This is a genomic window from Polaribacter sp., from assembly GCF_039939415.1.
GTDB lineage: Bacteria > Bacteroidota > Bacteroidia > Flavobacteriales > Flavobacteriaceae > Polaribacter.
The window spans coordinates 56,867-70,486 of record NZ_JBDVJE010000080.1; the positions used below are offsets into that span (position 1 = coordinate 56,867).

14 protein-coding genes are annotated in these 13,620 nt (G+C 27.2%); 8 read left to right on the forward strand and 6 right to left on the reverse strand.

Annotation, left to right across the window (positions count from 1 at the left end; genetic code table 11):
- Positions 1–115 precede the first annotated feature (115 nt).
- On the reverse strand, positions 116–1,810 hold the full coding sequence (gene rho / locus ABJG40_RS13325) for a transcription termination factor Rho (protein ID WP_348025080.1): 1,695 nt from the start codon (positions 1,808–1,810) through the stop codon (positions 116–118).
- A gap of 196 nt (positions 1,811–2,006) precedes the next feature.
- On the opposite strand from rho, the gene ABJG40_RS13330 reads away from it, so the two are divergent.
- The 4 genes from ABJG40_RS13330 (at position 2,007) to ABJG40_RS13345 (ending at position 6,066) form a co-directional block, all read left to right on the forward strand.
- The gene (locus tag ABJG40_RS13330; protein WP_348025081.1) at positions 2,007–2,438 is read left to right on the forward strand and encodes a DUF4293 domain-containing protein; all 432 of its coding nucleotides are present in this window, start codon (positions 2,007–2,009) and stop codon (positions 2,436–2,438) included.
- A 287-nt stretch (positions 2,439–2,725) separates the two neighbouring features.
- Positions 2,726–3,391, forward strand: a complete 666-nt coding sequence (locus tag ABJG40_RS13335; RefSeq protein WP_348025082.1) for a response regulator transcription factor — start codon at positions 2,726–2,728, stop codon at positions 3,389–3,391.
- 185 nt (positions 3,392–3,576) lie between these two features.
- On the forward strand, positions 3,577–4,254 hold the full coding sequence (locus tag ABJG40_RS13340) for a hypothetical protein (protein WP_348025083.1): 678 nt from the start codon (positions 3,577–3,579) through the stop codon (positions 4,252–4,254).
- Between the two features lie 6 nt (positions 4,255–4,260).
- Positions 4,261–6,066, forward strand: coding sequence for an ATP-binding protein (locus ABJG40_RS13345; protein ID WP_348025084.1), 1,806 nt, complete (start codon positions 4,261–4,263; stop codon positions 6,064–6,066).
- Here the strand turns inward: ABJG40_RS13345 and ABJG40_RS13350 are convergent.
- On the reverse strand, positions 6,053–6,550 hold the full coding sequence (locus tag ABJG40_RS13350; RefSeq protein WP_348025085.1) for a metallophosphoesterase family protein: 498 nt from the start codon (positions 6,548–6,550) through the stop codon (positions 6,053–6,055). The two genes, ABJG40_RS13345 and ABJG40_RS13350, sit on opposite strands and share 14 nt — an antisense overlap.
- Before the next feature lie 101 nt (positions 6,551–6,651).
- Between ABJG40_RS13350 and truA the strand changes: the two genes are divergently transcribed.
- The 3 genes from truA to ABJG40_RS13365 all read left to right on the forward strand — a co-directional run bounded on the left by truA (position 6,652) and on the right by ABJG40_RS13365 (position 9,720).
- Positions 6,652–7,377 (forward strand): tRNA pseudouridine(38-40) synthase TruA, encoded by a 726-nt coding sequence (gene truA / locus ABJG40_RS13355; protein WP_348025086.1) that lies wholly within the window; start codon positions 6,652–6,654, stop codon positions 7,375–7,377.
- Positions 7,378–7,380: 3 nt separating this feature from the next.
- Complete coding sequence (locus ABJG40_RS13360) at positions 7,381–9,147, forward strand: ABC transporter ATP-binding protein (RefSeq protein ID WP_348025087.1); 1,767 nt, start codon at positions 7,381–7,383, stop codon at positions 9,145–9,147.
- 114 nt (positions 9,148–9,261) lie between these two features.
- Positions 9,262–9,720 carry a hypothetical protein gene (locus ABJG40_RS13365; protein ID WP_348025088.1) on the forward strand — a complete coding sequence of 153 codons (459 nt, stop codon included), beginning with the start codon at positions 9,262–9,264 and terminating at the stop codon, positions 9,718–9,720.
- A 60-nt stretch (positions 9,721–9,780) separates the two neighbouring features.
- Here ABJG40_RS13365 and cdaA read toward each other — a convergent pair whose 3' ends face one another.
- The 4 genes from cdaA to ABJG40_RS13385 form a co-directional block, all read right to left on the reverse strand.
- On the reverse strand, positions 9,781–10,557 hold the full coding sequence (cdaA, locus tag ABJG40_RS13370) for a diadenylate cyclase CdaA (protein WP_348025089.1): 777 nt from the start codon (positions 10,555–10,557) through the stop codon (positions 9,781–9,783).
- Between the two features lie 52 nt (positions 10,558–10,609).
- Positions 10,610–11,215: a biopolymer transporter ExbD gene (locus ABJG40_RS13375; protein WP_348025090.1), complete on the reverse strand. Its 606-nt coding sequence runs from the start codon at positions 11,213–11,215 to the stop codon at positions 10,610–10,612.
- A gap of 311 nt (positions 11,216–11,526) precedes the next feature.
- A complete protein-coding gene (gene folP / locus ABJG40_RS13380) occupies positions 11,527–12,351 on the reverse strand; it encodes a dihydropteroate synthase (protein ID WP_348025091.1) in 825 nt (274 codons plus the stop codon).
- Entirely contained in the window at positions 12,352–12,933 is a 582-nt protein-coding gene (locus tag ABJG40_RS13385) for a TIGR00730 family Rossman fold protein (protein ID WP_348025092.1), read from the reverse strand.
- Between the two features lie 89 nt (positions 12,934–13,022).
- On the opposite strand from ABJG40_RS13385, the gene ABJG40_RS13390 reads away from it, so the two are divergent.
- The gene (locus tag ABJG40_RS13390; protein WP_348025093.1) at positions 13,023–13,559 is read left to right on the forward strand and encodes a DUF1599 domain-containing protein; all 537 of its coding nucleotides are present in this window, start codon (positions 13,023–13,025) and stop codon (positions 13,557–13,559) included.
- Positions 13,560–13,620: the final 61 nt, after the last annotated feature.

Below are 13,620 nucleotides of genomic sequence, written 5' to 3' on the forward strand. Positions count from 1 at the left end.
CTTAAAATAAATTTATCATAAAAAAGCGAGTAATGAAAGCAAGAAACAGCTTCTAATAAAAAAACCTTCTTGATTTCTCAAAAAGGTTGTATTATGTAATAATTAAATTTGTGTATTAACCATTCATTGAGATTAAAAATTCATCATTATTTTTAGAGAATTTAATTCTTTCGTTAATAAATTCCATTGCTTCAATAGGATTCATATCTGCAAGGTATTTACGTAAAACCCACATTCTTTGTACGTTTTTGTCTTCTAATAATAAATCATCACGTCTTGTAGAAGATTTAATTAAATCTATAGCAGGGTAAATTCTTCTGTTAGAAATATTTCTATCTAATTGAAGTTCCATGTTTCCTGTTCCTTTAAATTCTTCGAAAATTACTTCGTCCATTTTAGAGCCAGTTTCTGTAAGAGCAGTAGCAATAATAGTTAAAGAACCTCCATTTTCTATATTTCTAGCAGCTCCAAAGAAACGTTTAGGTTTGTGTAATGCATTTGCATCTATACCACCAGAAAGAATCTTACCAGATGCAGGAGCAACTGTATTATAAGCTCTTGCCAAACGTGTAATAGAATCTAAAAGAATAACAACATCATGTCCACATTCTACCAAACGTTTTGCTTTTTCTAAAACAATATTTGCAACACGTACATGTTTGTCTGCAGGTTCATCAAAAGTAGACGCAACAACTTCTCCACGTACACTTCTTTGCATGTCTGTAACTTCTTCTGGGCGTTCATCAATCAATAGAACAATTTGATAAACTTCTGGATGATTCATAGCAATTGCTTTTGCAACATCTTTTAATAACATGGTTTTACCAGTTTTAGGTTGTGCTACAATCATACCACGTTGCCCTTTACCGATAGGAGAAAATAAATCGATAATTCTTGTAGATAAAGAACTGCCCTTTTCTGCTAAATTGAATTTTTCTTGCGGAAATAATGGTGTTAAATGCTCAAAAGAAACTCTATCTCTAACAATATTAGGGTTTAATCCGTTAATTTTAGAAACTCTAATTAAAGGAAAATATTTTTCACCTTCTTTAGGTGGACGAACATTACCTCTAACTGTATCTCCGGTTTTTAAACCAAATAATTTAATTTGAGATTGAGATACATAAATATCATCTGGAGATGATAAATAATTGTAATCAGATGAACGTAAGAAACCATAACCATCTGGCATCATTTCTAATACTCCTTCACTTTCAATAATTCCATCAAATTCAAAATCAGGATCTCTATATCTATTGTTAGATTTATTACCCCTACTTACTTGAGGCTTTTTCTCTCGAGTTTGATTTTGGTTTTTGTTTTTATTTTGATTCTGTTGATTTTTATGCTGTGGTTTGTTTTGTTGAGGCTTATTCTGTTGAGGTTTAGTTTGATTTACCACAGGTTTCTGTTGGTTATTCTCTATAACTTTAGTTTCAGCATCTTTATTTTCTACAACAGGGTCTTCTATTTTTGTTTTTTTAGGGGCCGGTTTTTTTACAGCAGGCTTTTGTGTAACCTTATTTTCTTGTGTTTGCTTTTCTACAGGTGTTTTTGTAGAATTAGTTTCATTTGCTTTTGCAGTTGTAGAAGCCTTGGTAACACGTTTTCTTTTAGGTTTTTCCGTTTTTGGTTTTGTTTCTTTTTCTGAAGAAGCAGATATTTTAGCAGGGTTTGCTGCTTGTGTATCTAAGATTTGGTAAACTAAATCTAATTTTTTAAGTTGACTTGTCTTAGTAAGACCAATTTTTTTTGCAATAACTTGTAAATCAGCAAGTGTTTTTGCTTTTAGTTCTGAGATTTCGAACATTCGTTATGTATTAAGTTAAAATGTAAATCTTAATTTTGTAAGATTAATTATAATTTTTTTAGATTTTATATATTGTATATAGTACTATACAATTTTTATTGTGCGGTTATTATGTTACAAATATATACAATTTTTTTAAGTTTTTGGTTTTCTTTTTAAAAAAGAAAGTTCTACTTTTGTAAACCTATTTTTTAAGATGATTCAAAGAATACAAAGTATATATTTATTAGTTGCAACAGCCATATCTGGTGGCTTAATATTTGTATTCAATTTATGGGAAAATCTTAAAGAAGAAATTTTTGCATTGGATTTATTTTCTAGAGATTCTGTTTTTTTAAAAGTAATTCCTTTGTTATATTTGCTTTCAGCTGTTGTTTCTTTTTTAGATATTTTTTTATTTAAAAATAGAAAACTACAATTTGTAGTTGGACGCTTAGTAATTTTGATCAATCTTTTTTTATTAGGATTGTTGATTTATGTATCTCTAACTTTACCTGGAGAAATTTTAATTTCGAAGAAAGGTATTGGGATGTTCTTACCAATTTTAGTTATTTTGCTTATTGTTTTGGCAAATAAAGCTATTAAAAAGGATGAAGATCTTGTGAAATCTGTAGATAGATTGCGATAAACCTATCATATTAGTATATTTTAGTGCGACCTAAACCGAGAATTTATTTCTCGGTTTTTTATTGTTATGTACTAAAGAAATAAAAACAATTCCAATTTTTATTTTGTATTTTTAAAATGATTTTATTTTAAAAAAATAAAAATATATAAGTAGTTGTAAATTAATTACTTGTATTTTGTGTCTCACGGTTTTCCGTGAACTATCTCACGGAAAACCGTGAGAAGAAAATTTCACTGAAAATGGGGATTGTACATTCTAAAAAGGTACTCTAAATTTGTAAAGTAAAAATGAAAGAAAAGATATACGTTCACGTAGCTGATGATCATAAGATATTAATAGAAGGGATCATAGCTGTATTAAATACTGATAAAGAGATAGAAATAAAAGGATATTCTTTAACAGGTCAAGAAGTAATTGATTGGTTTAGCAAAAAAGAAAATTCTGCAGATGTTTTAGTATTAGACATAACAATGCCGGTTTTAGATGGTTTTCAGGTCTTAAAATATTTTAAGAAAAAAAGAATAGACCAAAAAGTTATAATATTATCTAGTTATGATGATGTTAAAATTGTTCAAGAAACCTTAAATCTTGGCTGTAAAGGTTATATCTCTAAAAACAATGCAGGAGAACACATAGTTAATGCTATAAAAACTGTTGCAAAAGGAGAACAATATTTTAGTAGTGATATTCAAAGTATATTACTAAAATCGATATCTGGACAAATGGTACCTCAAGGAGAAATGCCAGATAAGTTCTTATTAGATAGTTTAACTGAAAGAGAAAAAGATGTTCTAAAATTAATTACCAAAGAATACAGTACCATAGAAATGGCAGACTTAATGAATCTTAGTGTTAATACAATTGAAACTTATAGAAAAAGTTTATTAAAAAAATTAAATGTAAAAAATGCAGTAGGTTTAGCAATGTATGCAGTAAAAAACAAAATAGTATAGTTCCTATCCCCAAAAAGAACTACTTAAAAGCTTAGGTTTTTTAAAATCGTCCCCTAAAAGCTTTATAGTTAATACCCATAAATACTAATTGTTGCATACATTACTAAACAATATTGAAAAATAAATAATTAAATAAATAACCCCGCCCCTAAACAACCCAAACAAAGTATTTAACATTTCCCATTATGAAAAATTACAACTTATTTGCATTAGTAGCGTCGTTAACTTTAGTGTTTACTTCTTGTTCAACCAATGAAACTCTTTTAACAGAAGAACAATCGATAGATTTATTAAAAACATATACCATTAATAGAGATGCTACAGGAGCCTATTCTATTGATTATGATTTAAATAGTAATGCTACTTCAGAAAATGTAGTAGATGATAGTACAAATACTAAAAATATTTATTTATATTCATCAGATAATCAATCAAACAAAAAAGTAACACAAGATTTAGTAATTAACGGAACACAACTTAAAGTTGGTTTTGTAGATACAAATACAGATAAATCTCATAATATTACTATAACTGATGATAACCTTACTGTTGCAAGAAAAACAGATAATAAAAAATTAAAAGATTATAGTATATCTAGTAATTTAGACGGTACATATACTTTAGATTTTACAGTTAATAATAAAATAAGTGTAGATTTTGTTTATAATGATGAATTAAAAATTTATGAAATTCATTTAGAAGAAGGAAAAACAAGTGAAACAAGTTACTCTAGAGTTTTGGAAAAAGAAGTTGGACAACCTTTAAAGTTTGATTTTGTAAATCATATTAAAAATAATACAGCTGCAAAAAGTACTGATATTATTGAAGCAACTATAAGAAGACCGGAAGTAATTATAAACTAAAGAATATTGAAAACATTAAGTAAAATAATTTTAATATTATTTTTAGCTATTTTTTTTGAAACGTTATCCAATAAAAAAGAAGTTGTATTTAATACAACTTCTTTTCATATAAAATTAAATGACAGTACTTTAATTAAGAAGCTTGAAAGTATTGATAGTATATATGTAGAGAAAAAATTTGATTTAGCATTAAAAAATGCGTTTAATCTACTTGATATTTCTAAAAATAAGAATAAAGAAGTATTTTTTAAAACTAACTATATAATAGGTAATATTTTCTATGAAACATCTAGTTTTAAAGATGGTATAAAATATTTCAGAAATAATGTTAATAATATATTAGAAAATTCAATATTTTTAGATAAGAAAGGTATTAATTATGATAATAATTTTTTATTAATACAAAATTACCTTAGGTTAGGAAGTTCATACCATAGACTTAAAGAGAGAGATACTTTAAAATTTTATAGAGATAGCACTTTGTATTATTACAATAAAGTTATAGATTTTAATTCTCTAGATGATAATATTTTAGACACTAAAGCAGTGGCTTATAGTAATTTATCAGCTTTGTATATAAATGACTCTTTGTATGATTATGCAAAGAATTTTGCAAATAAGTCAATAGAAATTCATAAGTCAAGAAATGATAAAATTAATCATGCTGCTGCTTTGGGTAATTTAGCAAGTATATATTTAATTGAAGAAGATTATAATTTAGCAAAAAAAATATATTTAGAGGGACTAGAATTAATAGAGAATAATAAAAGCCCAAAGGCTGTAAGATTTAAAGCTAGTTTATATGGTAATTTATCTTGGGCAATGTATAAGTTAAAAGATTATAAAGCTTATGAATTTCAAGAAGATTCTTATGTTATAAAAGATGAATTAAGAGATAATGAATTTAGAGGAATAGTAAAAACGATTAACGCTAAATATGATGTTAACAATGCAAAAAAGTTAGTTTTAAAGCAAGAAGAAAACAAGCGCCTTAAAGACCAAAGAACTTTTTGGATTTATGGTATAGGTAGTTTAATTATAATTCTTTCATTATTATTTTGGTTAAACTATTATAAATTAAAGCAAAAAAATTTAGGACTTCAACTTTCTCAATCAGAATTAATTCAACACCAAAATATAGAAAAAATAAGATCTGAGTCTCAAGTTAGAATTTTAAATGCAACAATAGATGGTAAAGAGTCTGAAAGAAAACAAATTGCAGAAACTTTACACGATAGTGTAAGTGCTTTATTATCTTCTGCAAATCTTCACTTACAAGCTACAAGAAGTCAATTTAATGGTAATACACCTATTGAAATTGATAAAACACAAGAAATTATTACTGAAGCTTCTCAAAAAATTAGAGACTTATCTCATACTCTTGTTTCTTCTGTTTTATTAAAATTTGGAATGGAATATGCATTAAAAGATATGGCAGATAAATATTCTAATTCTAAAATTAAAATTGATACAAATATTGGTGATACAAGAAGATATCATCAAAATTTTGAAATTAAAGTGTATAACATTATTCAAGAGTTTATAAATAACATTTTAAAACATAGTAAAGCTCAGAATGCAATGATTGAGATGCATGAAATTGAAGGAAAATTGTCTTTTAAAATAGTTGATGACGGTGTTGGATTTGATAAAACATTAATAACCAATAAAGATGGTTTAGGTTTAAATCAAATTGAAGCAAGAATTCAAATGATGCAAGGAGATTTTTTTATAGATTCTGTTAAAAATAATGGGACAGTAATTAATGTTTTACTACCAATTTTAGAAAAAGAAGAAATTAACCTCGTTTAGAAAGTTCTATAATTTCCATATTTTTTATTTCACCTTTATCTAACTCAAAACGCAACATTGTTCTAACTTTATGAAATCCATGATTACCTGCTGCACCCGGATTTAAATGTAACAAATTCAATTTTTTATCATATTGTACTTTTAAAATATGAGAATGTCCAGAAATAAATATTTTTGGAGGGTTTAATTTAATTTCATCTCTTATTCTTGTATAATATTTATTAGGATAACCACCAATATGGGTTATCCAAACAGAAACTTTTTCTACTTCAAATTTAGCATCTAAAGGGAATTCTGCTCTTGCATCTGCTCCATCTATATTTCCAAAAACGGCTCGTAAAGGCTTTAGTTTTTTTATAGAATCTGTAACTTCTAAATTTCCAATATCTCCTGCATGCCAAACTTCATCAGCTTGTTTTACAAACTTTAAAATTTGATTATCAATAAAACTATGAGTGTCAGATAATAACAATATTTTCTTCATGTAAAGAAATAGTAAGAAAAGTTTAACGTCTCTATTAACATCAAATGTAATCATAACAAAATAAATTCCGTAATTTTGAGGGCTACTAAAAACATATTTTCTTGAGATATTTTATAGAACTTTCTTATAACGGAAAAAATTATCATGGTTGGCAAATTCAACCAGATGTTATTTCTGTACAAGAAAAATTAAACAAAGCCATTAGTACAATTTTTCAAGAAAAAATTGAAGTTGTTGGTGCTGGTAGAACAGATACTGGCGTTCATGCATCACAAATGTTTGCTCATTTCGATTTAGAAAAAGAATTGAAAGGAGATATACCTCATAAGTTAAACTCTCTTTTACCTTCAGATATTGTAGTTTATAAAGTTTTTCTTGTAGAAGCAGAACATCATGCACGTTTTAATGCAATAAGTAGAAGTTATGAATATAAAATTTGGATGGGGAGAAACCCTTTTTTATTAGATTTTTCTTGGCAAATTTATTCTCAGAGATTAAATATAAATTTAATGAATGAAGCAGCCAGTTTGTTATTAGAATATACAGATTTTCAAACATTTTCTAAAGTTAAAACAGACGTCTACACATATAATTGTAATGTAACAGAAGCAGTTTGGAAACAAAAAGGAGATGAATTAACTTTTTATATTACAGCAAATCGTTTTTTAAGAAACATGGTAAGAGCCATTGTTGGTACTTTAGTAGATGTTGGCTTAGAAAAAATATCAATAAAAGAATTTAGAAAAATTATTGAGAGTAAGAATAGAGGAAATGCAGGATTGTCAGTTCCTGCAAAAGGATTATTTTTAACAGACATAAAATATTAAATTTTGGCAGATAAAACAGGAAAAGCTTTTGATTTACAGATTTTTATTAGACTAATGTCTTTTGCAAAACGCTATAAATTAAACTTTTTTATAGCAACTGCCTCAACAATTTTATTGGCTTTAGTTTCTCTTTTAAATCCTTATTTAATAAAAGAAACTGTAGATAAATATATTACAGAAAAAGATACAGAAGGTCTTATAACTAATGTAATGATTATGTTTGGTGTGGTGCTTTTAGAAGTATTACTTCGTTTTTCATTTATCTACTTTGCAAACTGGGTAGGTCAACACATTATTAGAGATATAAGAGCCAAAATTTTTAGACATATTTTACAATTTAAAATGTCTTATTTTGATACCAATTCTGTAGGTAAATTAGTAACAAGAGTTGTTTCTGATATAGAAACCATTGCAGCTTTTTTTAGTAGTGGTGTTTTTACAATTGTAAGTGATATTTTACAAATGTTTGCAGTAGCTGCATTAATGTTTTATTTTAATTGGAAATTAGCCTTAATCGCTTTAGCAGTTTTACCAATTTTAATTTACGCAACAAGAATTTTTCAAAAAGCTATAAAAGCAACTTTTCAAGAAGTTAGAAACCAAGTAGCAAATCTAAATGGTTTTGTACAAGAAAGAGTTACCGGAATGAAAATTGTACAACTTTTTAATCGAGAAAACATTGAATATAAGAACTTTAAAGAGATTAATAATAAGCATAAAGAAGCTTATGTTAAAACAATTTGGTATTTCTCAATTTTCTTTCCAATTGCAGAAATTTTATCTTCTATTGGTATTGGTTTAATAGTTTGGTTTGGAAGCAAACAAATTATTAATGGCACAGTACCAGGTCCAGGAACTGTAATGGCTTTTGTACAAATGGCACAAATGTTATTTAGACCTTTACGTCAGATTGCAGATAAATTTAACCAATTACAAATGGGTATTGTTTCTGGAGAAAGAGTATTTAATGTAATAGATACAGAAAGTAGTATTGTTAAAAACGGAACAGTTAAAGCAGAAAAACTTGCAGGAAATATTTCTTTTAAGAATGTTAGGTTCAGTTATATAAAAGATGAAGAGGTTTTAAAAGGAATTTCTTTAGATGTAAAAAGCGGACAAACAATAGCAATTGTAGGTGCAACTGGAGCAGGAAAATCTACAATTATCAATTTAATAAATCGTTTTTACGAGATTGATAGCGGTACTATTTGTGTAGATAATGTTTCTTTAAATGAATATAATTTAGAAAGTTTACGAAACCAAGTTGCAGTTGTTTTACAAGATGTATTCTTATTTTCAGATTCAATTTTAAATAATATAACCTTAAAAAATGATAAAATTTCTTTGGATGAAGTTCAACAAGCTGCAAAACAAATAGGTATTCATGATTTTATTATGACGCTTCCAAATAATTATAATTATAATGTAAAAGAACGTGGAGCGATGTTGTCTTCTGGACAAAGACAATTAATTGCTTTTTTAAGAGCTTATGTAAGCAAACCAAGTATTCTAATTTTAGATGAAGCAACTTCTTCTGTAGATTCTCATGCAGAAAAAATGATTCAATATGCAACAGAAACAATTACTAAAGGAAGAACATCTATTGTAATTGCTCATAGACTTGCTACAATTAAAAAAGCAGACAAGATTATTGTTATGGATAAAGGTTTAATTGTAGAAAAAGGAACTCATACAGAACTTTTAGAAAAACAGAATGGATATTATAAAAATCTATATGAAAAACAATTTGGTTTAGAAAAGGCCTCTTAGTTTGTCTACTATATTTGTTAGTCTACCTATTTTTCATGTTAATTCGTCTATTATTTGATGATCTTCCTAAAAATTTGGTAATTTTACAGCTCAAAATTAAAACAAACCAAAAAGATGAAAAAAATAGTATTATCAATCTTAGCAGTAGGAGCATTAGTATTTACTTCATGTAAATCAGAAACTAAAGACGCTACAAAATCTCTAGAAAAAGTAGTTGTTGAAACTAAAAAAGAAGCAGTAAAGAAAGTAGATGAAGTAAAAAAAGAAGTTGTAGAAGGTGTTAAAGAAGAAGTAAAAGAAGCTAAAAAAGGATTAACTTCTGCTATAGAAGGTATTACAATTCCTAGTTTTTCTAATGAAGCAGTATCTAAAAACTTATTAGAATATTCACAATATGCTAAGAATTATGTAGATGCTAAAGGAAATCTTGTAAAAATTACAGGTATGGCTTCTAAAGGAGCAGCTATATTAAAAGAAGGGAAAGCTTTAGCTTCTAAATTAGATGCAAGCGAATTAACAAAGTATAAGAGTGTTTTATCTCAAATTCAATCTAAAATGGCTCCTTCTAACTAAGTTAGCAATTTTATTAAAAAAAGGTTCTCTATTTATTTAGAGAACCTTTTTTTTTTAATTTTAAATTAAGTCTTTTTTCATTTTGTCGTTCAAATCTTCATAATCAGAAAAGAGAACAAAACTACCATCTTTAATATAAGATATTTCTCCTGTTTCTTCTGATACTAATATACAAACGGCATCTGTTTTTTCTGATACTCCAATTGCAGCTCTATGTCTTAAACCAAATCTTGCAGGAATTTTTGTGCTATCAGAAATTGGTAAAACGACTCTTGTAGCTACAATATAATTATCTCTAATAATTAAAGCACCATCATGTAATGGACTATTTTTATAAAATATACTTTCTATAATAGCTTCATTTATAAGAGCATTCATGTTATCTCCTGTATTTATTAGAAAATCTAACGCATTTGTACGTTCTATAACTATTAATGCACCTGTTTTTGTTTTTGATAATTTTTTACAAGCATTTAAAATTATTTCAGAGTCTATTTCTGAACTTATTTCTGTTTGTAAAAATTTTAATTGTTTTAAAAAACTACGTTTATTGGTAAAGTTGGTTGTACCAATCATTAATAAGAATTTTCTTATTTCTTGCTGAAAAACTATAATTAATGCAACAACTCCACCGCCTAAAAGCGTACCTAGAATTCCACTAAGCATTTCCATTTTTAGTGCTTCTGTAATTTTCCAAATAACAAAAACTATGGCAATACCAATTACAATATTTATAGCAACTGTACCTTTAAGTAATTTGTAAATGTAATAGAGTAGGGTTGCCACTAATAAAATATCTAAAACATCTAACAAAGAAAATTCAATAAAATCGAACATGAAAATTGACTGATTTTAGGCTAAAGTACTAATAAATTCGCTGATTACAATATCAGTTATTAATTTCTGCATCAGATATTAAAAGCGGATATTTTTCTCTAATCAGTTTTATTTTTTCTTGAATTTTTTTATCCTTGTTGTTAGATTTCTTATACTCTTCAAGTAAACGCTCATAATTCTTGTTGAATAATTTTACAGAAAGTTTATTTCTTAGATGTGTGTAAGAAGTGTTAAGAATATCTAACGTAGCAATGTAAGTTTCATAAGTTGTTAATCTGTCTGTTTTTATTGATATAATTGCTTTTGTAGGATGATCTGAAGATGTTTTTAATTGTAAACCATTACACCAATTACATTTATTTTTATTAATGTCTAAACCACCTCCATTATCTATAAAATCTATTGCAATTTGTTTTAATTCTTTTAATGCTATTGTTTTACCATCTACAAACAATGCATTGTTTTTATTGATGTTGACTTCTAAAATATTTCGTTCATTAATATCAATTATTGGAGGTATTTCTTGTTTTTGAGGAATTTTACTTGCAATTCCTGAGTCTACATTCATGGTTGTGGTTACTAAGAAAAAGATTAATAATAAAAACGCAATGTCTGCCATGGAACCTGCATTAATTTCGGGAGATTCTTTTCTACTCATAATTTCTAGTGTTTAAAAGTTAATAAATTGGGTTTCTTTCGAAAAAAATCTTTCGAAAGTTTATTAAAGTTTAACTAGTTGATTTTTTGGAGTTAACATAACTTTAACAAAAAGAGTGCCAAGAAAAATTAAGTACGTCATTATGAGTAAGAATGACGAAGTAATCTGTATGTTTAGAATTCTCAATTAAGAGATTGCTTCATTCTTTGCAATGACAGAAAGTTAACAAATAAGTTTAGCCCTGATTGAACGGTTTGTTTGAGCTCTTTTGAGGAACGAAAAAAGCGAGTAGTGAAAGCAGGAAATAGCTTCTAAAAAGAAATCTGATTTACAATTTTTACAGCTTCAACAGCTTCTTTTACATCATGTACACGTAATATATTTGCACCATTTAACAATGCAATTGTATTTGCAGAAGTGGTTGCATTTAACGCTTCTTGGGCAGAAATATCTAACGTTTTATACAACATAGATTTTCGTGAAATTCCTGCTAAAATTGGAGCTTCTAAAGATTTGAAAAGCGATAAATTTTTTAAAATTTCGAAATTATGAGCTGTTGTTTTTCCAAAACCAAAGCCAACATCAATAATAATATCATTGAGTTTTAGTTGGTGTAATTTGTTAATTTGAGCTGCAAAAAAAGAAATTATTTCTTGAGTTACATCTTTATAAACAGGATTTTTCTGCATATTTTGTGGTGTGCCCAACATGTGCATTAAAATATAAGGAACTTGTAATTTAGCAACAGTTGTAAACATATTTTTATCCATGTTTCCACCAGAAATATCGTTAATAATTGCTGCTCCATAATTAATAGTTTCTTGTGCAATTTCACTTCTAAAGGTGTCTACAGAAATTATGATTTCTGGAAAATTTTTAACCAATAAATTAACAACAGGTATAATTCTTTGTAACTCTTCTTCTTCAGAAATATGAGTTGCTCCAGGTCTAGAAGAATACGCACCAACATCTATAAAAGTAGCGCCATCTAAAAGCATTTTTTCTGTTTGATTTAGAATGTCTGATTCGTTCTTATATTTACCTCCATCAAAAAAAGAATCTGGGGTAATATTTAAAATTCCCATCACTTTTGGTGATGCTAAATCTACTAAAGTACCTTTGCAGTTTATTGTCATTTAACGTATAACTTTATTAATTACGTGATCTATTTTTGGAGCTTTGTAATTATTCATTTTTTGCATTAAATCTTCTACAGAAGTTCCAACTAAAAGCATTTTTCTATTGGTTGGTTTTAAATAACCTTCTTCTACCATTTTATCTAATTGCAATAAAACTGCATCAAAAAAACCATTTACATTTAAAAGTCCAACAGGTTTTTGTTCTATATGTAATTGATTTAAAGTTAAAGCTTCAAAAAGTTCATCTAAAGTGCCAAAACCTCCAGGAAGTGTTATGTAACCATCAATTAATTTACTCATGATTACTTTTCGTTCGCTCATTTTTTTACAAACAATCATTTCTTCTACACCTGCATGTACAACTTCTTCTTTTTCTAATAATTTAGGAATTACCCCAATTACTTCTCCTTTTTGTTCTAGAACTGTATCTGCAAGAATTCCCATCATTCCAACTTTTCCACCTCCATATACCAAACCAATGTTATTTTTAGCAAAATAATTGGCCAATTCTATAGCAGCTTCTTTGTAGATAGGATTAAACCCTAAACTAGATCCGCAAAAAACAACAACTTTTTTCAATTGAATAGATTTAAAATTCTTTTTGTAAAAATAAATGAAAAGCATATAGTATTTAGTATTTTTGAACAAATACTTTTTAACAAGAGAAAATGCAAGATACCTCAAAACAATACGATGCTGTAATAGATGAATGCAGAAGTTTATTTATAAAAAAAATGAGTGACTATAGTTCTGCTTGGAGAATTTTACGTTTGCCATCATTAACAGATCAAATTTTTATAAAAGCACAAAGAATTCGTCAGTTACAAGAAAATGAGGTGAGAAAAGTAGATGAAGGAGAAAAATCTGAGTTTATTGGTATCATCAATTATTCTATAATGGCGTTAATTCAGTTGGAATTAGGTGTTGTGGAAAACCCTGATTTAAATACAGAAGAAGCTACAATATTGTATGATAAGCATTCTAAAATTACCAAAGATTTAATGATGAATAAAAATCATGATTATGGTGAAGCTTGGAGAGATATGCGTGTTTCTAGTTTAACAGATTTAATTTTACAGAAATTATTACGTGTTAAACAAATTGAAGACAACAAAGGAAAAACTATTGTTTCTGAAGGGATTGATGCAAATTATCAAGACATGATTAATTATGCTGTTTTTGCAATGATTCATCTTGATAGTTAGAAAGTTTTTAAAGTTTAAAAAGTAGTTGAATCTATCACTTCGAATGAATTTAAGAAGAATG

Bases quoted from the DNA above. Each gene is read 5' to 3' on its own strand.
- rho (WP_348025080.1), bottom strand. From the start codon at position 1,810: ATGTTCGAAATCTCAGAACTAAAAGCAAAAACACTTGCTGATTTACAA.
- ABJG40_RS13330 (WP_348025081.1), top strand. From the start codon at position 2,007: ATGATTCAAAGAATACAAAGTATATATTTATTAGTTGCAACAGCCATA.
- ABJG40_RS13335 (WP_348025082.1), top strand. From the start codon at position 2,726: ATGAAAGAAAAGATATACGTTCACGTAGCTGATGATCATAAGATATTA.
- ABJG40_RS13340 (WP_348025083.1), top strand. From the start codon at position 3,577: ATGAAAAATTACAACTTATTTGCATTAGTAGCGTCGTTAACTTTAGTG.
- ABJG40_RS13350 (WP_348025085.1), bottom strand. From the start codon at position 6,550: ATGAAGAAAATATTGTTATTATCTGACACTCATAGTTTTATTGATAAT.
- ABJG40_RS13365 (WP_348025088.1), top strand. From the start codon at position 9,262: ATGAAAAAAATAGTATTATCAATCTTAGCAGTAGGAGCATTAGTATTT.
- cdaA (WP_348025089.1), bottom strand. From the start codon at position 10,557: ATGTTCGATTTTATTGAATTTTCTTTGTTAGATGTTTTAGATATTTTA.
- ABJG40_RS13375 (WP_348025090.1), bottom strand. From the start codon at position 11,215: ATGAGTAGAAAAGAATCTCCCGAAATTAATGCAGGTTCCATGGCAGAC.
- folP (WP_348025091.1), bottom strand. From the start codon at position 12,351: ATGACAATAAACTGCAAAGGTACTTTAGTAGATTTAGCATCACCAAAA.
- ABJG40_RS13390 (WP_348025093.1), top strand. From the start codon at position 13,023: ATGCAAGATACCTCAAAACAATACGATGCTGTAATAGATGAATGCAGA.